Genomic DNA, 23,601 nt, shown 5'->3' on the forward strand with positions numbered 1-23,601 from the left:
CCCGAAGGCTAGAACTTGAGGTAGAAGCCGACGGTGGGTTGCAAAGTGTAGGTGCGCTTCTGAAGCGTCAGGTAGTTGGCGTTGAAGTCCGGATCTTCGAAGAACAGTTGGCGGAAGCCGCCGCGGATGCCCAGGTATCCGTTGATGTCCTTCTGCAGGCCAGCCGAATAGTAGACCATCGGACGGGCTTCGGTCTGCTGACCCTGGCCGCCGTGTCCGGTCGGCTTGAACTCGAGGAAGCCGCCGCCGGCGCCGAAGAAGGGCCGCAGGCCGACGACGGTGAACAGAGGCTGTGCGACGTAGCCGAAGGTGTACTCGCTGGCGCGGGTCTGGACCTGGTTGGGAGCGACGCTGATGAAGTTCTCGGTGTAACGAGCGTAGCTGCCGTTGAACTCGAAGCCGACCCACGGGCGCTGCTGATAACGGATCGTCACGATCGCGCCGAGGGTGTTCGAGGTCTGCTGCTCCACGGTGGAACCGTAGTCAGGAGCTTCCGGCGGAATAATCGGGCCGGTAACGGTGTGGGTGAACATGCCGGCGCCGGAGACCCCGAGGTCGACCCGCGACATCACGCGGGAAAAGGACGACTGTGGTGTGCTGGCCTGAGCAAGAGAAGAAACGGGAACGCTGCAGGCGAGAGCGGCTGCACAGAACAGGAGGGAAGCTTTATGCATCAAGTCGAAATGGCTCCGAGGCGCGGACGCACCCGAGCCCTAGTCTAAACCCTTGTTCCGCCGGGCGCGTCGCGCAACCGTCGCAAGCAGGGCCAGACCGACGCCAAGGACGATCCCGCATGGGAGGGAGACGCTGCGATGCAGCGGTGGGTTAGCAGCCGGGGAGAAGAGAAACGTCAGACTGACGGCATAGATCGAAGCGGCCAGGGCCAGGCCCCGGTCCGGCAAAGTTCTCAGGAAGCCTGTAGTCAAGACGGCCAGTGCCGCCAGTGTGATCGCTGCGCCTGCCGGTTCGACGGGAAGGTGTGGGAGAGCCGCCAGCGACAGCAGCACGCAGGTCAGGCCGATGCTGCCTGGAATCACCAGGCCGGGGCGATTCAGCTCGACGGCGCCCAGCGCCACACCGCTGGTGAAGAGCAAGACGACGCCGTCAGGCGTGGTGGGTACCATGTGGGAAAGGACCAGGTGAGTTGTAGAGAACATCGCCGCGTCTACCGGACTAAGGAATCTGCTGGCCGCGCTGCTGCAGCGTCAGCTTCATTGCGAGGGCGGCGGAGTTCTGCGGCTCCAGTTGAAGCGCGTGCGTGACGTCGCTTGCGGCGGCGGAGAGCATATTGTCCGCGAGGTCTAGGCGGGCGAGCTCCAGAAATGCTGCCGCCGAGGGCTTGACCTTGAGGGCGGCGAGCGCCTCGAAGCGGGCCGAGACGGCGTCTCCACTTCGGTCGCGCAGGTTGGCGAGGCCGATGTGTGCGGACCAGGAGGCCGGGTCGGCTTCGAGGGCGCTCTGGAACTCACTCTCGGCCTCGGGAAGGAGGTTCTGGTTCAGGTAGCTGTTGCCAAGCTGCACATACTGCTCAGCGCGCTGTTGGGGAGGCAGCATGGCCAGCTGCAGGGCGCGCATCTGGTCGAGCTGGAACGCCGCCTGGCGGAAGCCGGTCTCCGAGTAGTCGCGGCGGACGCGTTCGACCGGGCTGAAGACCGTCTCCGGGATGCTGGAGAGCCTGGTTCCGGGGGCCGCGAGGCTGAGGCGCGCCCGGAGAGCTCCGGCTTCGTTGTCATTCTGCTTTAGCTTGAGCGCCGCGTCGGCCTCGCGGAGCGCCGCGGCGGTATCACCGCGACGGAAGAGGGAGACCGCGAGGTTGTAGTGGTAGTCCTCATCGCTGGGATCCGCGGTCGATGCCTGCTGGAAGAGAGCGACGGCATCCTTGCCCTGTCGGCTGCGGGCCACGGCCTGGTCGTTCACGACCTCGGGGAGAGACAGCTGGCCTGCGAGGGTGGCGAAGGCCTGTTCGGCGCCAGCGTAGTTGGCGGAGTTGAAGCGTGCCAGGCCGAGGTAGAAGTTGGCTTCCAGCGAAACCCGGCTGGAGCTCGGTACCTTGGCCAGCGAAGCGGCAGCAGCCGCGTAGTCGCGGTCGGTGTACTGCTGCTTGCCAAGGGCCAGAAGGGCGTCGGCGTAGGTGGGGACGAGATTCACGGCGGCGGTCAGACGCTGGATCCGCTCGGCCGGGGTCGGTGCGTTCGAGCCACGGATATAGTCCTCAAATGCCGCCAGGGGTACGTTTCCACCCGCGGTGATGAAGGTCTGCTCGGTGACATTGAAGTGGGGATCCATCACCCTGGCGACCTTCCAGGCGACAGCGTTCTCGGCGTCGAAGAGCCTGTTGAGCTCGGCGCCATCTTCCACGGGAGCGGATAGCTGCAGGCCATCGACCGAAAGTACGCGGGCCTGGATGGTGATCTGGCCATTGATGACGTTGAAGGTGCCGACGATCACGTAGTTTGCATCGAGCCGCTGTGCGATTCGGATCGTGCTCGCCCGCGACGGTCGGAAGTCGCCGGGAAGTCCCAGATGGTCATAGGCGTACGCCCGGTCATCGTGGGAGATGGTGAGGAAGCGGGCCGACTCGAGCCGCTTATCCAGCGTGTACGGAAAGCTGTCGCCGATCCAGTTGAGTGATGGATTGCCGGAGCGATTCTCGAACGGCAGTACCAGCACCACCCGGCCGCCGGGCGACTGCGCGCACACCGCCGCCGCGGACGTGAACATTGCCAGCGACAGGGCAGAACGGGCGACAAGCTTCCAGGAGGACCACATCGACACGATTATAGGCGGCGAGGATGGGCAGGTATCCGACTGAGCACCCCGAATCCACTGCAAAGGCGGGTGTCCAAACCTACACTGAGAAGCAGCGATGCAGATGACCCGGAAAAGAGAAGGCTGGCGCAGGTGGAGCGCGAGCGGCGTGCTCGCGGCCTCGTGCGCGATGACGCCTGCCGGGATTCTCGGCCAGCCTCCTGCCGCTGCGCATGCTCACCCGGATGCCTGGACGGCAGCGATTCGAGCGCGCCGCAGCTTCGAGGGTATGCCGCCCGGATCGCATCGTAAGCCGGGCTATGGGCACCTGATCCTCGCGTTCCAGGCGATCTACCACAACGATCCCGGCGGTCCACACGCGGCTGCCGCTGTCGCGCAGGTCGCCGAGCTCTTCGCCGAGGAAGGCCGCGAGTTCCACGACAAGCACGAGTTTGTTAACGCCGCCCGGCAGTATCAGTACCTCGCCAAGGCTTACCCTGGCGGAGACGAAGCTCCGGCAGCGCTTGGCCACGCCGCCGAGTATCTTGGGCCTGCGTTCGCGAACGATCCCCGGCAGGCAGCCCAGGTGCGGGCGGAGCTGGTGAACGACTACCCAGGCTCCCGCGAAGCCCGCGCGCTTCGCCACGATTCCTCGGCCAGCGTGCCTAATCCCCCGGTACCGGCCCCGGTGCCGCAAGCTCCCGCGCCTCAGGCGCCTGTCGAGCGCGTCGCCGAGCAGGATGCGCCGCCGCCCCCATCGCAGGTGCTGCACCACAAGGGTGGGTCGGATATTCCACTGGCGACCCTGACCAGCATCCGGCACTGGTCCACCTCGGACTACACGCGCGTCGCGATCGATCTGGGCGCGGACGTGGAGTATGAGGCGGCTCGCGTCGAAAGCCCGACCCGCATCTTCTTCGATCTCCACCACACGCATCTCGCTCCGGGGATCGAAGGCCACAACTTCAACGTCACGGACGATGGCTTCCTGACCCGCATCCGCGCCGCGCAGTACAACGCCGATACGGTCCGCGTGGTGCTGGACGTCCACCGGATCACGGACTTTTCGGCCTTTCTCCTGCCGAATCCCGATCGCCTCATCATCGATATCCACGGCCGTAAGCGGGATGCGCCGCCGGCTCCAGCGGCAGCCGGAGCGAGCGTCCCTCCGCCGATCACGCAGTCTCAGGTCACGCAGCCTCAGCCTGCTCAACGCGCAGATCTTGCCGGCTCCAGCCTTCCTCCCATGCCTGTGACGGACGGCAGCGAAGGTTTCGGCCTGCCGAGTGGCGGTTCCCGTGGGGCAGTCGCAAGGCCGCGAGTGGTGGTTGCCTCCGAGCCCACGGCGGCGCGGCCCGTACCCAACACCATCTCCACCAGCTCCAGCGCGACCAGCGCTGAGGTCGCGGCCGTCTCCAGCCAGCCCGGCAAGATGGAGGCGACCCGCCGCCCGACCTCGAAGCCCGTCGCGGCGAAGAGCTCCGTGCCGGACGCCGACGTGGAGCTGTCCGAACAGGCGGGACCGCACGTTGCGGGAAGGCCGACTGCCGCGCCGCCACCTGCGGCTGACGGCCAGACCTCGCTGATGCGGGCGCTGGGCCTCAAGATCGGCCGCATCGTCATTGACGCGGGGCACGGCGGTCACGACTCGGGCACGCTGGGCGCCGGTGGCATCGAAGAGAAGGATGTCGTGCTGGATGTTGCGTTGCGCCTGGGCAAGCTGCTGCACGACCGGCTCGGCACGGAGGTGGTCTACACCCGCGCGAGCGACACCTTCGTGCCGCTCGAAACACGCACCGCCATCGCGAACAAGGCGCAGGCCGATCTCTTCATCTCCATCCACGCCAACAGCTCCGCGGACAAAACCGTGCGCGGGGTCGAGGTCTACTACCTGAACTTCACCAACGATGCCGAGGCGATGCGGGTCGCGGCTCGCGAGAACGCGGTCTCGACGCAGAGCGTGCACCAGCTGAGCGAGCTGGTAGAGAAGATCGCCCTCAAGGACAAGGTCGAGGAGTCGCGCGACCTCGCGGCGGATGTCGACAGCTCGCTGTACGGTGGCTTGACCGACGGCAACGCCGGACTCAGGAATCGCGGTGTGAAGAAGGCGCCGTTCGTGGTGCTCATCGGAGCAAACATGCCGTCGATCCTGGCGGAGATCAGCTTCGTGACAAACAAGGCCGATGCCGCCGAACTCCGCAATCCTGCCTATCGTCAGCGCGTGGCGGAGAGCCTCTATCGCGGCGTGGCGCAGTATGCGGGCGCGGTGAACGGGGCGACGCCTGCACCGGCGTCGAAGAGCGCTCACCTCGAGCGTGCGAGCGCTCCGCGCTGAGGCATTGATCTGCATCTCTCCGGCCAAATTCCGCCAACCGCGGAGCCTCTGACGCGAAGCACTGCCCGCGAAGCGGCGAACGCGGGCGATAGCCTGCGCTGCACTCCGTGCTTACCTTCGGCTAGTTGGTGTAGTCTGCGCAATATGAGGCGGGTGTTGCGTTACGGCTGGGCGATAGCAATTGCAATGGGCTGGGCCCTGGGCTCCAACGCGCAGGGAACCGTGGCGATCAACGAGCCAAAGGCGCCGCTGCTGCCCGCGAGCTTCGGCGAGTGGACGACCTCGGCCGGAAGCCCGAGCGGAACCTCGAGCCTATCGCTGACGACTGTCAGCAAGGCGGCGCTTCAGGAGTGCGGGCCGCAACGTTCTGCGGTTCACGACTACATGCGCAATGGCAAGACGATCCACGTCGAAGCGATCGAGTTCAACGACCGCACTGGCGCAGAGAGCGCGTTCTCGCTCGTCGCGAAGCCCGACATGAAGCAGGGCAAGGCCATCGGCGATCTGGACTCCGTCGGCGAGGACGCTATCCTCTTTCGTGCCGACGCTTCGCTCGTACTGGTGACGCCTGCGACGGAAGCCGACCTGAAGACTTTCGCGCCACTCGTCGCAACGCTGCCCAAGGCCTACGGCAACACGGGAATTGCACCCCTGCTGCCTTCATTGGCGCCGAAGACGAACCTCGTTGCGGGCTCGCTGCGCTACGCCCTCGGTGCGAACACCTATGCGGCGCAGGGTGGTGTGATCCCCGCGCAGTCGCTGGAGTGGGACAAGAGCGCTGAAGCCATCACGGCCACCTACAGCGGCAAGGGTGGTCGCGAGACGCTCACCGTCGTCTCCTATCCCACGCCGGAGATCGCCTCGGCCGTCACGAAGCGTGTTCAGGCGCAGATGCCCGGATTGGGGCCACAGTTTACGAACGCGAAGGCGCGCCGCGAGCGCATCCTTATGGTCGTTGCCTCCGGTCCATGGACCGCTGACGACGCGCAGAAGCTCATCGACAGCGTGCACCTGCATGAGCAGCTCTCGGTGGATAAAGGCAGCCCGCCGCCGGACTTCAACGTCGAGGTCCACAAGACCGCGAGCCTGCTGGTCTCCATCACCATCTTCTCGGGTGCGCTGATGGTCGCCGCGCTGGTGCTCGCGATCTTCTTCGGCGGCGGCCGGGCGCTGGTCCGTGCTCTTCGCGGCAAGCCTCCGGCTGTCGAAGCGGAGTTCCTCAGCCTTCACCTCGATCCGCAGAACGCTCCGGCGAAGTTTCAGTCGGAGAAGTAGCGCCCGCGCTCGAGTCCCCGGGTTCGTCCGCATTGCCCTCGCGGAATTCTCCTTGCACGCGGGCTGCCGAAGCGCCGTTCGGCCTGGGTCATCTGACAGGATCGCGCCTGCCGGCGTTCTCCGGACTGCAACACGTTGTCCCGGCTCCCCACGAGGTGCCGTCGGAAGAAACGCTTCGAAACCCGGGGAAACCGGGGTAAATGTAGCTAAATCGCTGAAAACGGGGATGTTGCCCTTTCTCCGAAAACATCCTTGACAGCACCGGAGGTGAACCATACTCTTTGGTCAGAGAGTTCCGATGGCCTTGCCTCCGTTGGAACTGCCTCCCATAGAAAAGAAGCCGCCCTGTTGCCGGGCGGCTTCTTTGTTTGTGGAAAACACTCCCGCTGTGTGCAGAGCGTGTCCTTAACTCGGGCAGTCCTGAAATGGCCTCGTGAGTGTTTGTCGCGTATCGACGCGGTGTGAAAGCCTCCGGCGGGAACGTCGATAGACCGTCTGCAACAAGAACCAGTACCGCGGCGATCACAAGGGCGGACTGGGAAGCTTCGAGCAGCCCGGCCATAGAACGGGCGCCCGAACGTAACCGCGACCGCGTCGCGCAGGCCCAAAGCACGCCACACTTGGAGTTCTCCCATGCATGAAGTGATCGTTTCAATGTCCTGCCTGTTGATGGTCCTTGCTCCCTGCGCCGTTGTCCTGGCTTCGCGAGTCGAAGGCGGCCGCTAACCCCAGGAGATCTCTTCCCGGACATCTCTGCGCACTTGCGTAAGAGGGGCGAGCCTGTGCCACGCCTCGCTCTGGCAAGACCAACCTGCCGTCTTCACGGTGTCTTTCCAGCATTCCTCTCAACTGATATACCTGCCTGACAGGTTTGTGCTAGCTTGGCTGGCGACCCTTTCAGGAGGTTCTTCCGTGTTCCAGGTCCGTTCTGCCGCCTTTCTCTCGCTCTGGTTTGCCGCCGGGTCTGCACTTTCAGGCGCTGCCGCAGCGCAGGACACGCGCACCGTGACCGAGCCGGTGATCCCAGCAGCCTGCGTCAAGCTGGAAGCGCGCCTTCGGTCTACTCCTGATGGAAACGGTGGCGCTCTGCGCTCAGAGGACGAGTCAAAGCTCGACACCGAGCGCATCCAGAAGGCGCTCGACACCTGTGGTGCAGGGAAGGCCGTAGAGCTGGCTCTCGCCGTCCACGACCCGCACATCGCGACATCCGGCCCGCAGTACCCTGCCGCTGACGCCTTCCTGACGGGTCCGCTCGAACTTCGCGACGGTGTGACCCTGCTGATCGACAAGGGCGTCACGCTCTTTGCCTCCCGCGATCCGAAGGTCTTCGATGTGGCGAAGCCTGGCGACCCGATGAAGTGCGGCACACGGGAGCCTCGTCCGACCAGCTTTCCGACGTTCTCGGTCAACGCTGCGTCTCGTCCGCGCGGGGGGTGCCATTCGCTGATCACGGTGAACGCGAAGAATGCGGCCATCATGGGGCAGGGAACCATCGACGGCCGCGGCTACGCGAAGATGATCGGCCAGGAAGACAGCTGGTGGGAGCTCGCTCGCAAGTCGCAGCCCAACGACGACCTCTATTACTCGGTACGGATGATCGTCGCGAGCCACGCCGACGGCCTGATCCTCTACGGGATTCACCTGAACAACTCCATCAACTATCACGTGAGTGTGGGGCAGACCGACGGCTTCACCGCCTGGGGCGTGCACCTGCAGACCCCGGTGAACAAGAAGCTCATCGGCACGGACAACGATGCGCGCAACACGGACGGCATCGACCCGGGCACGAGCCAGAACATTACGATCACCAACAGCTTCATCGACAATGGCGACGACAACGTGGCGATCAAGCAGGGCGTCAGCCACATGAGCGTGGTGCACGACCATTTCTACTCCGGGCACGGCATGTCGATTGGCTCGGAGACGGTGCTGGGGCAGAGCTTCCTGGTGGTGCATGACATCACAGAGGACCACACGACCTCGGGCATCCGCATCAAGTCCAACGTGAAGCGCGGCGGCCCGGTGCATGACCTGATCTACAAGGGCATCTGCATGCGCGATGTGCCGATCCCCATCGCGATCTCGCCGTACTACACCAACCAGACCGTCGAGCCGTTTGAGGATCCGAAGTACACGGGGGACAAGGTGCCCGACTACAAGGCGATCACGCTTGAGGACATCTGGTCCACCACGCCGGGCGACGTGCTGATTGCGGGCCTTGAGGGCCACACCACCGAAGTGAAGTTGGACCACGTCTTCATCCACGGCATCCAGCCCACACAGGTGCATCTCGACTATGCGGCAATCACGGCGGGGCTGACGAATATCCCCCTGACGCCTGAGCTGACGAAGAACCACGTGACGGTGACAGGAGCGATCCACAACGACATGCTGCCGGCCGACCCGTGCCGGGACAAGTTCGTTCCATACCAGTAGATGTGAGGACTGGCGGCGTTTGTGGAACGCTGCGCGGCCGGATTTCCTCGTGCGCGGTTGGCGAGGGGCGCGAGGTTCGCTACAATGACAGAGGAGCAGGCCGACGTAGCTCAGTTGGTAGAGCAGCTGATTCGTAATCAGCAGGTCAACGGTTCAAGTCCGTTCGTCGGCTCCATAAAATCAACAACTTGCGATTCACTTGACGGCGCCCTGCTGTACAAGTGCTGTGCCGGCGATCCTGGTCTGCAGGACTCGCATCTCTCAGATTCCAGCCGTTGGAGAGACTCGTCCCGCCCTGGAAGATGATCTTGTCCCCTGCCTCGGTCGCAAGTATGCACAGAGCTTCGGTGACGCAGTGGTCCTTCTCGATGACTCCGGGACGGAGTGGCCGTTCGTGACGATGTTCTGCCGCGCGCTGGATAGCTTGGCCGAAACCCAGGCAGTATCGACATATAGACTTTGCGTCTGGTGTTTGATTTCCTGTGCTGTCCGCATAGGTGTGGGTCGATATGAGTTGAGCGATGCGCAGTGGCTCGGGGTCCACAGCGACGCAGCCGCTGGACTGTTTGTGGGACAAGGTCTTGGGCGACCTGGTGGCTAACCGCAGGAACCTGTATCTGATGATCGATTCGACCATCGTGCGCGCCCGCCAACGAGCTTGGCCTGCAGGTCGACTTCCTGGTCACCGGCGGGCAGGTCAACGACTGCACCCAGGCCATCTCTCTGCTCGGTTCGCCCAAGGCCGAGTGGGCGCTGGCCGACAAAGGCTACGACAGCCAGGCCACCGAAGCCGACAGGCTTAGGGATGTGGCTATCTTCCCTACCTGCCACTGCGGACGCCTGGGGCGGCGAGTGGCTGTGGCTGCATGATGTTCATGCTGAGCCGACGGCGTATCGTGGCGATCCGGAGCCTCAGACCATGTGTCGGCAGATAGCCTGTGACCGCCCCACCGTAGGTACGAGCCGGCCACTCAGGTACCGGCAACGAAAGTGATCGCGAACATCGCATCGCCCGAGATACTTCCAGAGGCGTAAACGGATAGCGGCGGGAAGCCAATCCGTCATAGCATCTGATCATCACTCAATGTCGATCGGCGAGTACAGCGACTCCGAACTTCGTAAGCGTCACGGACTTGGTAGTTCCGCCCAGCAGCACATCCGTCATAGCGTGCTCGGTTTGCACCACATGCGTCTCACTGGACGTATTTACCAGGATGTAGACAGTGTGATCGCCCGCGTAGCGAGGGTTGACTTCGACGCCTGCGGGCACCGGTCCAAAGGGCGCGACGACGCCGCTCATCGCGAGTAGCTTCTCAGCAAGTTTTTTCATGCCATCATCCCCCATCCAGACGCCGACATAGGTGATCGTTCCTGCGCCGACTTTGCGGGACACGATTGCCGGTTGTCCGTCGAGCCAGCCATTGCTCTTGCCATACCGAGCCCATACCGCTGTGTCGGGAGCATTCAAGCTGAGCTGCTCGGCCCACAGCTTGCTTTCGGCGGGACCAAAGCTCCCTTGCACGGGCACGAGATTAGACAGCGCATAGAACTGCACGACATCAGCGCCAAGCAGGTCCACCAGCGGTCCAGGCTGGTTCTGGGGCTGGAGTCCATTGTCATCGTCTTTCATCGCGGTGCGCTGGCCCAGAACAAGGTTGCCGCCACCCCTGACGTACGCCATCAGATTCTTAGCGGCTGCATCGCTCAGCACGTTGAGCCCTGGAGCGACGACCAGCTTGTAGTGGCTCAGATCGTTGGTCGGGGCGATGACGTCGACGGACTGCGCCAAATCCTTCAGGGGGCGGTAGTAGCTCACCAGCTCATCGACCGGGTCATAGTCCTTGTTGTGACGCTGCAGGTTGATCGCCCAGAAGCTGTCGTAAGTATGAAGGATGGCCACCTCGGAACGTGGTTCGGTTCCGGCTAGCGCCGGGCCGGCCTTTGCGAATTCTGCGCCCAGTTGAGCGATTTCGTCATACACGGGTACGGGCTTTCCGTTTGCTCCAACCAAGGTCCCGTGATATTCCTCTTGCCCGTTATGCGCGCTGCGCCACTGCCAGTATCCGATGGCGTCGGCTCCATGACCGATGTTGTGCCAGGCAACGGCACGAACCTCACCTTTTGCAAGTGCCTGATTGACGCCGCCCCAGTTTACAAACGCCGGTTGCGTCTCCATCACCCAGAAGTTGCGATCCTTGAAGCCGCGCTGCATATCGTCGTCGGCCCCGTTGCGCGCCAGATCGACTTCACCTTGCGGAAAGTAATCGTCGTAGGAGATGAAGTCCATGAGCTGTGCGACCGCACGGTGATCGTACGTCTGTTGTCCCCATCCAAGTACGTTCGTGGTCAGGAACTGGCGAGGGTCCGTCAACGGGCGCAGGGCATCGATCTCATTCTTCGCGTAGTTGCGCCACATGTCGGTGTCAAATCGACGCATGCTGAGCAGTAGTCCAGGGTTGCCCTTCCCAGCTTCGAGAGGGATCTGTGACCACGCAGAATACGTCTGGCTCCAGTATGTTGTCGCCCAGCGGCGATTGAGATTGTCCAAGGTGAGATAGCGGGCCTTCAGCCAATCCTGAAAGTCCTTCTTGGCGACGGCGTCATAGGATTCCGTGGTGAGTTCATTGTCTATCTGCCAGCCAATCACCGCCGGGTTGTGTCCATAGCGTTTGCCCATCTGCGCGGCGATGCCAGCACAAAGTTCGAGGTACTTCGGGCTCGCAAAGCTGAACTGCTGCCGATTGCCGTGCTGTTCCACGGAGCCGTCAGCATTCACACGCAACACTTGTGGATACTTCTGCGTCAGCCATGCCGGGGGAGCTGCCGTGGGTGTTCCCAGGACCACATAGATGTTATGCCGAGCGGCGGCCGCAATCGCGTGGTCCAGCCAGTCCCACTGATACTGATCTTCGGCGGGCTCCACGCTGCTCCAGGCAAATTCCGCCATCCGCACAAAGCGCACGTGTGCTTTCTCCATGAGCGCCAGATCCGCGTCCCACTGCGATTCCGGCCACTGCTCCGGATACCAGGCGACGCCGAGCCATATGGGTGGTTGCGGCTCGGTTACGGTCTGGGCGCGACAGCCAGCGCCAGTGACCGTGAGGCTTGCCGCTGTGAGTGTCACAAAGGCCCAACGAATGGTTCGACGCAATGGCTCGATCCTCACCTTTCCCACACTGCATCCATGACGCCGTAAGGCGGGACCACCGGTGCATTGGGAAATGTTGAAGAAACGATCTTCACTTCGTCTCGCTGCTGTGGCGAATTTTCTGCCTCGGGATTCATTGACCCTGTACTCCGCGTGTGGAAGGTCGCATGCACCGGTTTGCCGTCCATGACGACTTGGATCGTTTGCGGGACGCCGCTCTTATTGGTGAGCAAAAGATGATTGCTCCCGTCCGCTCCGCGAAAAGCCTGAGCGTAAATGGCGCTGATAGTCGCAGTCCCAGCAGATACACTGGCACCGCCTTTTACAACGGTGGGGAATACCGCATCGCTCGTTCCGATGACAGGATCCACTAACTGCATCTCCAGGCCGTACGGGGTGTAGTAGAAGCCGTAGTCCAGCCTGGTGGTGTCCACGGTTTCACCAGCTTTGGCAGCCGCCACCAGCTCGGCCGTATGATCGTTCGTCAACGCGATGGCATTGTCCCCGTTGCCCTGTCTGCCAACAAGGATGTGCATGCCGGCCTGGGTCACGTGGGGATCCGACGAGAACCGCAACATGAACTCCGCGAGGAAGACTGCGGCGTACTGCGTGCCCCGCATGGCGCCAATGCCGTACTCGCTGATCTCCATCTGCATGCCGGGTCCGAAGAGCTTGCCCACATCCTGGTCGACCCAGCGATTGGTCGTGTCGGCAAGAAATTCGTTGTAAAACGCCATCTTTGCGGCCACGTCGCCCGCATCCTTTGCGCCCGGGTAGGGGTGCCAATACAGTTCATCCCAATAGCGATTCTTGTAAGAGGCCATGCTTTCCAGCCATTCATTGTTGCGCTGAACATAGACGGCAACCTTGGCAGACGGTACTGCAGCCTTGATCGCCGCGGCGTACGGCTCTACAGACTTCAGATAGTCAGCCCCGGTTGGATAGAAATCCTTGAAGTAAAACGGTTCGTTGCCAAGTTCCCAGACGTCAACATGCAGCCCCTGCTTCTCGGCTTCGAGCGCGAGCGCAGCTGCGGACTCCGGTGTGTCGGTGAAGGTGTTGACGACGCCAATGGTGTGCGTGGCTTCCGATCCCGGCGACGTCGCAGAGCCCGTCCGAAGCGTCTTCAAGAGGCTGGCGTAGCCGTCAAGCGGGTTGCCGCCCTTGCCGCGGAGCACCTGGTCGGCGAACACGAATCGCTGGTAGAGTTCCACCTTTTCGTTCTTGAACTTCGCGATCCATTCGGGCCTCATCTGGCCTGTACGCCAGTCCCAGGCGTCATCCATGGTGCCGGCAGGGAAGCGCATCCAGCCAAGGTCCAGACCGGCAAGCATGGTTCTCATCTTTGGATCGGCATAGCTCTGACCGGAAAACATGATCTGCATGTTGCCGCCCGCGAAATGCCTCCGGGATGGCACAGCGAGGCGGTGCGTCGTGTCGATGGAAACCACGGTGGCGGGTCCACCCTCCTGGGAGAGCATGCTCTTGGCGCTGGCCAGGAAAATCAATAATGAAAGCGCTGTCAGTACCCTGCGATTCGTCACGAGCTGTTCCTTTTCACTGCGCCGACGCGCGTTGTATGGGGCGTATGCAGACCAGCGCGAATTCGAAGAGAAGGCTAGAGGCTACCGTACAAAAGTGTCAAGTTCTTGGATATTTTCGAGGTTCGATTACGTTTTCAAAGCCGGACACTGGACGGATACAGGCCGTCCCACCGCGTCCGGGGAAGCCCGTTTTGACATTCTGATGGCCCTTGCCTACTATGACGTGGCGGCCAGGAAGTGCATCACGATATCGCTGAAAATGATCATAAGCTGCAAAGGTTTTCATCGTCTCTCTAGCCCATTTCACCAGTAGTGTTTGGGGCCACCCGACGCACCGACCGCGGTGGATGAGCCCAGGATCGATGATTCTGTTGCCACAAACGGTATGGCCTAAGCTGGGAAAGGGGGTCGATCCTAATGCGTCTTGAAGATGTCGCGAAACGTGCAAACGTCTCCATCTCCACGGTTTCAAGGGTTGTCAATGAGACGAACACGGTCTCGGGAGCGACCCGCCGGCGTGTCCTCGCGGCGCTGGAAGAGCTGAATTACACGCCGAACCTGCAGGCGCGGCTGCTGGTCTCGGGGCAGTCGAACATCCTGGGCATCGTTGTCTCCAACCTGGAGAATCCGTTCTTCGTCGACCTCTTCCACCGGTTGGAAGGCTATGCCGCGAAGGCCGGCTACGAACTGATCGTCGCGAACACGAACTATGAACCGGCTCGCCTGGCGGAGACGCTCCGAATGATGAAGGGCCGCTGCGTGACGGGTATCGCCATCGCCGCGTCGGAGACGCTGCCCCGGGAGGTATCCGAACTTCTGGCTGCGAAGACCCCTGTGATCTGCGTCAACACCAACGAGGCGCTTCCCGGGCTTTCGCATATTCGTGTCGACGCTCGCGCCGGCATGCGCAAACTCGTCGGCCATCTCGCATCCCTTGGACATCGCAGGCTCGCATACCTGAGCCACGAGCGCACCTACAAGGGCGGTACTGACGAACGGCGAGTCGCGTTCGAAGAGACCTGCAAGGCACACCATGTCGAGTTCGTCCATGTTGCGATGCCATCGCGGGAGAGCTGGGAAGACGGCCGCAACGCGGTACGTAAGCTGGCCTCGCTTGGGTTCGACGCCAGCGGCATCGTCTGCGTGAACGATATGACCGCCGTAAGCGCCCTTCGCGCCCTTCGCGATCTGGGCATCCGTTGTCCGGAAGATGTGTCGGTTACAGGCTTCGATAACATCCCGATCGCTCATCTCTGCTGTCCCTCGCTGACGACCGCGTCCATTGCCAGCGATAGCATCGCGGCCACGATCTTCAAGGCCTTGACCGCAGCACCAGACGCGGAGGCAACCGACTCCACGTTTGACCCCGAATTGATCGTTCGGGAATCGACCGGCCCCTATCGCGGTCGCGGCATTCTTTCCGCGAAGAAACAGCTGACGACGGCAGGAAGTTCTTAGACGGCGGTGCTTGTCTTCCGGCAGGCGCACGCAGTTGGACAAAGGAGTAACGATGAAGGAAAGCTCGCGTCGCAACTTTCTCCGCAATGCGGCACTTGCGTCGACGGCGATGGTTACAGGCAATGGCGCGGCTTCAGCAGTGACGCCTCCTGCGAAAAGGCCCAACGTCCTGATGATCTGTTCGGATCAGTTTCGCGCAGATTTTCTTGGCATCAACCGGCAGAATCCGTCGGTGCTCACGCCCAACCTTGATGCTCTCGCCAGGCGTGGCACGAACTTTCAGTTTGCCGTCTGCAACCAGCCATTGTGTTCGCCATCGCGCGCCTCGTTTCTTACCAGCCGGTACGCTACCGAAACCAGGGTCTGGGCACTCGAGATTGAATTGGATCACACGCTGCCGACGATCGCTACCGAGTTCCGCAAGGCCGGATACACATCGAACTTCATGGGGAAGTGGCATGTATCGGCAAAGAATGATGCGCAAGGAACGCCGCAGTTAGGTTGGCTGCCTCCGGGGCCCACGCGCGGAGGATTTGATGATCTATGGGAAGGCGCCAATATTACCGAGTTGGTCTCTCATCCAGACGAGGGGCACTATTACGCCGACGACGGAACGGACCTCCATTTTCATGATGAGTACCGCGTTGACTTCACCGCTCGACGGGCGTGCGAGTTTATTGAAAAGCAGCACGAGAAGCCATGGTTTCTATTCCTTTCTCAACTTGAGCCTCATCAGCAGAACGATATGGAAGCCTTCGTGCCGCCGCAACGGTACGCGAAGAACTACGCGGATGCTTTCGTTCCACACGACCTGCGCAATCTACCTGGGGATTGGCGGTCCCATCTGCAGGGCTACTACGGTTGCGTGCAGGCGATCGATGACTCGATTGGCAAGATCGTCGCTTCGCTGGAACGTTCCGGCCAGTTAGAGAACACCGTGATCTGCTTCTTCTCCGATCATGGCTGCACCTTCCGAACACGAATTGGAGAGTACAAGCGCTGCCCGCACGACTCCTCGATTCGCGTTCCGTTCATTCTGGCCGGGCCCGGGTTTGAGCGTTCGACCACCATCTCCGAGCTCGTGACTTTGCTGGATCTTACGCCCACCCTACTGGAGGCCGCCGGCGTGCCTGTGCCTCCGTCGATGAAGGGGCGCGCCTTAAAGCCGATGCTTGATTCTGCGGAGATGCGCCGCGAATGGAAGAATGCCGCATATATCCAGTTGAGCCAGGCGATCTGCGGCCGGGCCATACGCACAACGGACTGGACGTATGCGTGCTATGACCCTGGAATCGCAAAGGGCGAGGCGGCGATGAGCAGGACATACGTGGATTTCGCCCTCTACTCCAACGCCGCCGATCCCTACCAGCAGGTCAACCTGGTGGGCCGTCCCCAGTACAAAACGATTGCCGCCGGCCTGCGCGAACAACTGCGGCACATGATCGTTGCCAACGGAGAGCCGGAGCCAACGATTACGCCTATCGAGTTCTACGCCTGATCCTTACAGGAGAATGATGATGAAGACGATTGCCGCTGCATTGCTTTTAGGCATCTCTGGGCTGGCGATGCACGCTCAGGATAAAGCTGTCCCCCCTGGTGAGGATCGTGTCTACAAGACGGTGGATGGTCAGGAGCTTCACCTCTGGGTTGCCAAGCCATCCGGCAAGCCGACGCACACGGCCGTGGTTTTCTTTCACGGTGGTGGTTGGACCGGAGGAACCGTAACGCAGTTCGATGCGCAGACGAAGGAGCTCGCAGAACGTGGAATGCTGGTAGTCAACGTCCAGTATCGCCTCGTTGCGAAGGCGCCCAGCACGGAGAGCCCTCAGGTCTGCCTGGAAGACGCGAAGTCAGCCATGCGTTGGGTACGCTCGCGTGCAAAAGAATTTCAAATCGACCCTCACCGGATCGCCGCTGGTGGTGGCTCCGCTGGAGGATATCTTGCCGCAGCGACGGCCCTGGTTCCCGGCTGGGACGACCCCAAGGACGATCTGGCTGTCTCGCCTAAGCCCAACGCGCTCGTGCTGTTTTTCCCGGTCGTCAATGTGGGGCCGAGCTACTACGACCAGCACCGCTTCGGAGACGATCCGCGCAAGTACTCGCCGGAAGCCTACGTCAGCAGGAATACTCCCCCGACGATCATCGAAGGCGGAGGTGCGGACAAGCTCGTTCCACCGGATGAACTCAAGGACTTCAAGGCGAAGTGCGATGCAGCCGGAGCGAAGTGCGTTCTCGACTTCTATCCCGGACAACCGCATGGCTTCGCCAACAAGGAACCCTACAGAAGCTTGACACTCAATGCGGTCATGCACTTTCTGGAGTCGATCGGCTACCTGCGGAAGGATACGCCAGACGTAGTCGTGCCGACGCAGTAATGGAGCCGCGCGAAGGCTGGAGCTGCACGATCAAGCATTGTTTGTATGATGTTCCCGAATGAAAGACGTCTTCACCCAACACGCCGGGATCTTCATCCTTGCGGCGTACTTCTCGGTGACGGTCGTCATCGGATGGTTCTCGCTGCGTTCCAGGGTATCGGCGAATTCTTTTCTTAACGCAACGCGTGCCCTTCCGTTCCCGGTTGTGATCCTGTCCTACGTGTCGGCGAACAGCGGCGCGCTCGAGATCCTCGGCCTGAACGCCGCTGCCGCGCAGTATGGTGTCCAGGCGTTTCACTTCTACTGGATCGGCGCGATCCCGGCAATGATCTTCCTGTCGATCTGGGTGATGCCCATGTATCGGCGCAGCGGCATCCGGAGTGTTCCAGAGTATTTCGAACTGCGGTATGGGCCGGATGTTCGTCTCTTGAACGCTTGCGTTGTCGCGACCATGAGACTCCTGCTGGGCGGGATCAACCTGTACGCGATGGCGCAGGTCCTGCAGGCAATTCTCGGTCTCCCGTTCCTTTCCGGTGTACTGCTGTCCGGCAGTGTAGTTCTTGCTTCCATGTTGTTAGGTGGCATACGCGCCACCATCTACAACTCGATCCTGCAGATGGGCCTGATGCTGTGTGGTCTCGTGCCTCTCGTGCTGCATTACGCCAAGGGCCGACGATCGTTGCCTCTCGTGGACAGCGGCATGCGCGGCCACCTCTGGACTTCCACTCCGCTCAACTCAACCACCTCGACCTTCGATGCCATTGGCGTCGTCCTCGGTCTGGGCTTCGTCCTCAGCTTCGGCTACTGGTGCACGGACTTTGTGCTGATGCAGAGAGCTTTCACCGCGCGCACGGACAAAGCCGCGCGGATGGTTCCTGTCTGGGCCGGCTTCGCAAAGCTGCTCTTTTCGATGATCGGCGTGCTGCCGGGATTGGCCGCAGTCTCCAGGATTCCAGGCCTTGGACATTCGGTGCGCTACGACCAGGCGCTGCCTTTGCTCATGCGCATGACCTATGGCCCGGTCATGCTCGGTCTTGGGTTGACTGCCCTCGTGGCGGGCCTGATGTCTGGTTTGGCCGCGAACATTTCCGCGTTCTCGGCGTTATGGACCCAGGACATCTACCGGCAGTCCATCCGGAAAGACGCAAGCGAGTCCCATTACGTATGGATGGGCAGGTTCGCGTATCTCTTCGCCGCGATCGTGGGGGGCTCCGCTTCCTATCTGACGATCCTGTTTGGAAATCTCATGGAGCATATCCAACTGATATTTTCGATCTTTGCTTCGCCCTTCTGGGCCGTTTTTCTGCTGGGCATCGTTGCTCAGCGTGTGAACGCGAGAGGAGCGATCGCCGGTCTCATCAGCGGTGCAAGTATCGGGCTCGCCCATCTGGTTGCCTTCGGGGCTGGCTGGATCCGATATGGGTCTGTCATGAACATGACCTTCCACGGTGCGATTTATTCATTCACCACGGCCATAGTCGTCGGTCTGCTAGCCAGTCCGCGGGAGACCCGAGACATACAACAAAGGGTTCTCACTCTTGACTCCTCGGTCGCGTTCGGCGTTCGCACACTTCCTCTCTGGTGCCTGTCGTTCGTCCTGCTATCGGTTGCCATTGCGCTGAATGTGTACTGGCGCTAGTACGGGCAAGCACCCTGGTCACGAGGGTAGCCGCCCGGCGCCTCCCGCCGGACAATTCTCCCGATCCTTTTCCTTGCGGGACCGGCCATCCTGCAAACGATATCAGAGTCGCCCTCCCGGCGCATGCCGGGGAACTCGCGGGCTTCGTTCGCTCAGGGTGTATCACCGCCTTTGGCGGAAAGAAGCCTATCTTTGGTGAAGAGATGCAGTTCTTTTTGACAAAAAGGATGCTGCTTGCATACTATGGCTGCGCCTGTCGGAAGGTTCGCACATCGGTCTCATACTGGGATCCATATTGCAAACGTTTGCAGTAGCTCCGGTGCAGCTTGAACCGTCACGAACGCCTCACCGCGCAAGGAACCGATCTGCTCGATTTGGAAGCACTTCTAAGGGGATGAGCCATGATGAACTGGTCAAGATCTGAGACCGCGCGGCGCGTGCGGAAACAACTTAAGCTTGTGTGGATTCCGTTTCTTCTGCTCCTCATGGCCTTGCCTGCCATCGCCCAGATGGACCAGGGAACGATCACCGGCGTCGTGCAGGACAAAGAAGGAGCCGTCATTCCCGGGGCGACTGTCACGCTGACCAACACCGATACCGGGCTTGTCCAGCATGCCAACGCGAACGGCAGCGGCATCTATGTCTTCACTCCCGTGCCGATTGGCAATTACAAGATCGCGGCATCCTCGGCCGGCTTTTCAACCACGGTCCAGGAAAACCTTCGTCTCGATGTGCAGCAAAGGTTGAATGTGGTCCTGAAGCTCAACCCGGGGGCTGTATCCGAGACGGTTACCGTGAGCACCGCGCCCCCTCCCCTGCAGACGCAGGAGGCCTCTGTGGGACAGGTGATGACCACGGAGACCATCAACGACACGCCGCTCAACGGGCGCAATTGGGTCTTCATCGCACAGCTGGCTGCAGGCGTAACGCCGAGCACAGGATCTCCTGCTGCCGGCAACGGAGACTTCTCTGCAAACGGTCAGCGCGTTGAGCAGAACGACTTCATCCTGGACGGCTTTGACGACAACAACGGCTCGTTCAACTTTTCCGGTGGAACGTCGTATGCTGTGCAGCCTCCACCCGACGCGCTGGCAGAGTTCAAAGTGCAGACCGCGGATTTCAGCGCGGAATTTGGCCACTCTGCAGGAGCCGTCGTAAACGCGAGCATCAAGTCCGGAACGAACGATATTCATGGCGATGTCTGGGAGTATTTCCGCAACAACGCCCTCGACGCCCGCAACTGGAATTCGACGACTATCCCGGACTATCGGGAAAACCAATTCGGCGCCACGCTAGGTTCACCGATCATCCGTAACAAGCTCTTTTACTTCGGCTATGCCGAAGCCAATCGCATCACCTATGCCAACACAAGTCTCAGCTCTGTTCCCACCGACCTGATGAAGACAGGCGATTTCAGCGAGCTTCTTAACCCCGCACTCACCTCGACCGGCACAGCGATCAAACTCTACGCGCCCGGTTCAAACGGGAGTAAGTTGCTTGTCTGCGGCACGCAGCAGAATGTCATTTGCCCCGGCAACGTGAATCCGCTTGCGAAGAGCATCCTGGCGCTCTATCCCGAGCCCAACACGAACGGCGCTAACACCTATAACAATTACACGAACAACAATCCCTTCCACCAGAACGTATGGCAGTGGGGCAGCCGCGTCGATTGGAATGCAACTCCCAAAGACCAGGCGTTTGCGCGCTACACCTATTCGAACGAAGTAGCCGACTACTCGCCAACCTTCGGTCTTCCCCTGGATGGGGGCTCCTACCCTACGGATGGATCGCTTCAGGTCTTCAACGATTCGCTCTCCCTCAGCGAGACACACATCTTTACCCCCACGCTGGTCAACGAATTCCGGTTTGGATTCAACTACCTCAAATATCTCGCGCTCCAACCGGACAGCAACGTCAATGCTGCCGCCAACCTTGGCCTCGGAGGCATCCCCTATACGCCGGGCCAGGGTGGACTTCCGCACACTACGGTGACAGGTCTTAGCCTGTTTGGATCGCCCGCGTCGGCGCCAAATACGAACTTCGCAGATTCGTTCCAGATCATGGACAACGTCAGCAAGAATCTCGGCAAGCACTCGCTTCGGATGGGCGTCTTCTTTCAGAGTATGCGCGACCGGATTACCAACCAGAATCCACGCGGGTCCTATACCTACAGCGGTCGCTTTACAAGTCTTCCCGGCACAGCTAACACCGGATTCGGCGCGGCAGATTTCCTCTCGGACATGATGGATTCTGCGTCCGTCTCCACCGTCAATCTCTTCCACGATTCCCGCTGGTACCGTGCTGCTTACGCCGAGGACACGTGGAAGGTAGCCCCCACTGTCACTCTGACGTTGGGACTCCGTTACGACTTCTATCAGCCGTCGAAGGAGATCAACGGGCGTCAGGCAAGCTTCAATCCCACGGGACCGCTTCTGCCAGGCAGCGGACAGGCGACGATGACCTACGTCAGTAGCCAGGAAGCCAACCTTGGTTTGGCGCCCGCTTTCCTGACGTATATGACGCAGAACAACGTCTCCATTCAATACACCAACAATCCTTCGCTGACCAATGCGCAGAAGTGGAACTTTGCGCCACGCCTTGGTATCGCCTGGAATCTCTATCCCAGGACCGTGATTCGGGCGGGTTACGGCATCTTCTATGGCGGGTTGGAGTCGAACGGCCCTGAGAACTTTCTGGCGAACTATCCCTTTCAGTTTTCATCGAGTTTCTCCTCACCAAGTTGCACTCCGGGATCCTGCCTCACCGATGGCCTCAACCTGGAAACCGGCTTTCAGCAGCAGATCAGTCAGGGCTTCAATAACTTTCTCTCGCAGCCAGTCTTCTACGGTGTCGATCAGAACACCAAGACACCCTATGCGGAGAATTACAACCTGACCCTCGAGCAATCCCTTACTCACAAGCTCGTCTTCAGCCTCGCGTACGTCGGCTCAACGAGTCACCATCTGCAAATTCCCGGAGCCCCGAATTCCGCGGCCGCTCTTATCAAACCAGGCCTCGCTGTGAAAACGGTACAACCGTTTCCGACGCTGGGAGCTGTCACCTTGGATACTTACGCAGGGGCCAGCAATTACAACTCATTCCAGGCACGCGTGGAGCAGTCCTATTCCAACGGACTCCGCTTCCTTTCGACTTACACCTGGGCTCACGCACTGGACGATGCTACGGACGACTGGACTACCTATGGCCCCGATACCGGTTACCGCGCCTACAACCTGATCGGCATCAACAACGATTACAGCAATTCTCCTCAAGACATACGGCAGAGGGTCACGGTCAACGCGTACTACCAGCTGCCCTTTGGGCATGGCAAGAAGTATCTGCGCGACGGCGCGCTCCTGAACAGCATCGTGGGTAGTTGGGCAGCCAATCTCGTGTTCACGGCGCAGACAGGGCCTCCGATCACGGTCTCCACCAACCTCGGCAGCTCCGGGCCAAACGGTGGCACAGCGGAGGCAATCAAGGTACGCGATCCCTTCGCTGCGGGAGGAAGTCCCGATCCCACGAATCCAACCATTACCTGTGCGCAGCAGACTAAGACCATTCAGCATTGGTACAACCCGTGTGCGTTCGCCAATCCTCCAATCGCCTCCTTTCCCACCGCGAGCACGCAGATCACCGGCCTGGCCGCCCTCCCGTATCTCGGTGGACGCAGGTTGAGCGGACCTCCGGCTCCCGGACTCGAGCGCGTCAATCTTTCGATGTTCAAGTCGTTTTCTACGTTCCGCGAACAGCGTCTTGAGGTGAGAGCCGATGCGTTCAATCTCCTCAACACCCCGTCGTATGGCCGCCCTTCCACGTCGAGCGATGCCGCTACCGGTGGGCAGATCACGGCGCCCCAAACCATCCAGTCGCTTGCACCCGATGCACGGTTCTTCCAACTCTCGGCTAAGTATGTGTTCTAGCTCCCGGTAATTTCCTCGGCAAGGAACAACAGGTTGCAGGAGTTAGCGCAATCTGTTCTTTGCCGCGAAACCCCTTTTCTCGCCGTTGATACACATCCGCAACAGGGCCGCAGGTCACGTAGCGCTGAGGCGCAGTGAAGATGCAGAGCCGCGCACCAAAGACATCGGTCAGTTCGTGCCGGACAAAGGCGTCAGCGGTCAGGTGAATCATGAATCATTCCCATCCACAACGGCTCGACAACGATATCTCCGGCTCGCTGTGGATGCTGTTCCTTGCACGCGCCCAGCGAGTGCGGGGCAAGATCTTTCATGCAGTGCATATTCGAAGTCCTGCGCCCTGCCTGAAAGATACCAACAAATAGTCCTCGACGATCGCGTGATGTGGCCGCGGCGCGCTGCTTCTCCCTAAGTCAGATAGGGCAGACAGGCCGCCAGGCGATCAGCCTTGCACGGAATGAGGCAGCACGCTTGCCAAACTCCCCACCCGACGAACAACCGCGCCATGAAGGAGATACTCCAAATGAAGGCTTTACCGATCCAACTTCGCAAAGTATGTGTAAGCCTGTGGGGCCCGGTATTTCTCTTACTCATAGGTTTTCCAGCCGTTTGCCTGGCGGCCCCGTCTGCACCTGCGACGATCGACTTCGCGGTGACAAATGCGATCCTTGCCAGCCCCGGGGCCACCGCCACATCCCCACAGACGACCCTGTACTGGGGGAA

At 60.9% G+C, this 23,601-nt stretch carries 13 protein-coding genes and 1 tRNA gene; 9 read left to right on the top strand and 5 right to left on the bottom strand.

Features of this window, described 5'->3' with window-relative positions:
• Window positions 1-8: 8 nt before the first annotated feature.
• Genes C4S68_RS17915 through C4S68_RS17925 form a run of 3 tightly spaced genes read right to left on the bottom strand, consistent with a single transcriptional unit; the run spans window position 9 to window position 2,769 of the window.
• Window positions 9-674, bottom strand: coding sequence for an outer membrane beta-barrel protein (locus C4S68_RS17915; protein ID WP_146072206.1), 666 nt, complete (start codon window positions 672-674; stop codon window positions 9-11).
• Between the two features lie 39 nt (window positions 675-713).
• Window positions 714-1,124 carry an NfeD family protein gene (locus C4S68_RS17920; RefSeq protein ID WP_103934458.1) on the bottom strand — a complete coding sequence of 137 codons (411 nt, stop codon included), beginning with the start codon at window positions 1,122-1,124 and terminating at the stop codon, window positions 714-716.
• Between the two features lie 49 nt (window positions 1,125-1,173).
• Complete coding sequence (locus tag C4S68_RS17925; protein WP_103934459.1) at window positions 1,174-2,769, bottom strand: tetratricopeptide repeat protein; 1,596 nt, start codon at window positions 2,767-2,769, stop codon at window positions 1,174-1,176.
• A gap of 103 nt (window positions 2,770-2,872) precedes the next feature.
• Here C4S68_RS17925 and C4S68_RS17930 point away from each other — a divergent pair, with 103 nt between their 5' ends.
• The 4 genes from C4S68_RS17930 to C4S68_RS17945 all read left to right on the top strand — a co-directional run bounded on the left by C4S68_RS17930 (window position 2,873) and on the right by C4S68_RS17945 (window position 8,969).
• Entirely contained in the window at window positions 2,873-5,083 is a 2,211-nt protein-coding gene (locus C4S68_RS17930) for an N-acetylmuramoyl-L-alanine amidase (protein WP_146072208.1), read from the top strand.
• A gap of 186 nt (window positions 5,084-5,269) precedes the next feature.
• Window positions 5,270-6,358 carry a DUF6599 family protein gene (locus tag C4S68_RS17935; RefSeq protein WP_103934461.1) on the top strand — a complete coding sequence of 363 codons (1,089 nt, stop codon included), beginning with the start codon at window positions 5,270-5,272 and terminating at the stop codon, window positions 6,356-6,358.
• 912 nt (window positions 6,359-7,270) lie between these two features.
• Window positions 7,271-8,794 (top strand): glycoside hydrolase family 28 protein, encoded by a 1,524-nt coding sequence (locus C4S68_RS17940; RefSeq protein WP_103934462.1) that lies wholly within the window; start codon window positions 7,271-7,273, stop codon window positions 8,792-8,794.
• 99 nt (window positions 8,795-8,893) lie between these two features.
• A tRNA-Thr gene (locus tag C4S68_RS17945) sits at window positions 8,894-8,969 on the top strand.
• 906 nt (window positions 8,970-9,875) lie between these two features.
• Here C4S68_RS17945 and C4S68_RS17950 read toward each other — a convergent pair.
• The gene (locus C4S68_RS17950) at window positions 9,876-11,945 is read right to left on the bottom strand and encodes a beta-galactosidase (RefSeq protein WP_235011686.1); all 2,070 of its coding nucleotides are present in this window, start codon (window positions 11,943-11,945) and stop codon (window positions 9,876-9,878) included.
• An 11-nt stretch (window positions 11,946-11,956) separates the two neighbouring features.
• Window positions 11,957-13,486: a hypothetical protein gene (locus tag C4S68_RS17955; protein ID WP_146072209.1), complete on the bottom strand. Its 1,530-nt coding sequence runs from the start codon at window positions 13,484-13,486 to the stop codon at window positions 11,957-11,959.
• Between the two features lie 417 nt (window positions 13,487-13,903).
• On the opposite strand from C4S68_RS17955, the gene C4S68_RS17965 reads away from it, so the two are divergent.
• The 5 genes from C4S68_RS17965 (at window position 13,904) to C4S68_RS17985 (ending at window position 22,881) form a co-directional block, all read left to right on the top strand.
• A complete protein-coding gene (locus C4S68_RS17965) occupies window positions 13,904-14,944 on the top strand; it encodes a LacI family DNA-binding transcriptional regulator (RefSeq protein ID WP_103934465.1) in 1,041 nt (346 codons plus the stop codon).
• Between the two features lie 52 nt (window positions 14,945-14,996).
• Window positions 14,997-16,442, top strand: coding sequence for a sulfatase-like hydrolase/transferase (locus tag C4S68_RS17970; RefSeq protein ID WP_103934466.1), 1,446 nt, complete (start codon window positions 14,997-14,999; stop codon window positions 16,440-16,442).
• A 19-nt stretch (window positions 16,443-16,461) separates the two neighbouring features.
• Complete coding sequence (locus C4S68_RS17975; protein ID WP_160115220.1) at window positions 16,462-17,319, top strand: alpha/beta hydrolase; 858 nt, start codon at window positions 16,462-16,464, stop codon at window positions 17,317-17,319.
• A gap of 58 nt (window positions 17,320-17,377) precedes the next feature.
• Complete coding sequence (locus tag C4S68_RS17980; protein WP_103934468.1) at window positions 17,378-18,958, top strand: sodium:solute symporter family transporter; 1,581 nt, start codon at window positions 17,378-17,380, stop codon at window positions 18,956-18,958.
• A 437-nt stretch (window positions 18,959-19,395) separates the two neighbouring features.
• Window positions 19,396-22,881, top strand: coding sequence for a TonB-dependent receptor (locus C4S68_RS17985; protein ID WP_235011687.1), 3,486 nt, complete (start codon window positions 19,396-19,398; stop codon window positions 22,879-22,881).
• The last annotated feature ends 720 nt before the right edge of the window (window positions 22,882-23,601 follow it).

The sequence above is a fragment of the Bryocella elongata genome (assembly GCF_900108185.1).
GTDB classification, from domain to species: Bacteria; Acidobacteriota; Terriglobia; order Terriglobales; family Acidobacteriaceae; genus Granulicella; species Granulicella elongata.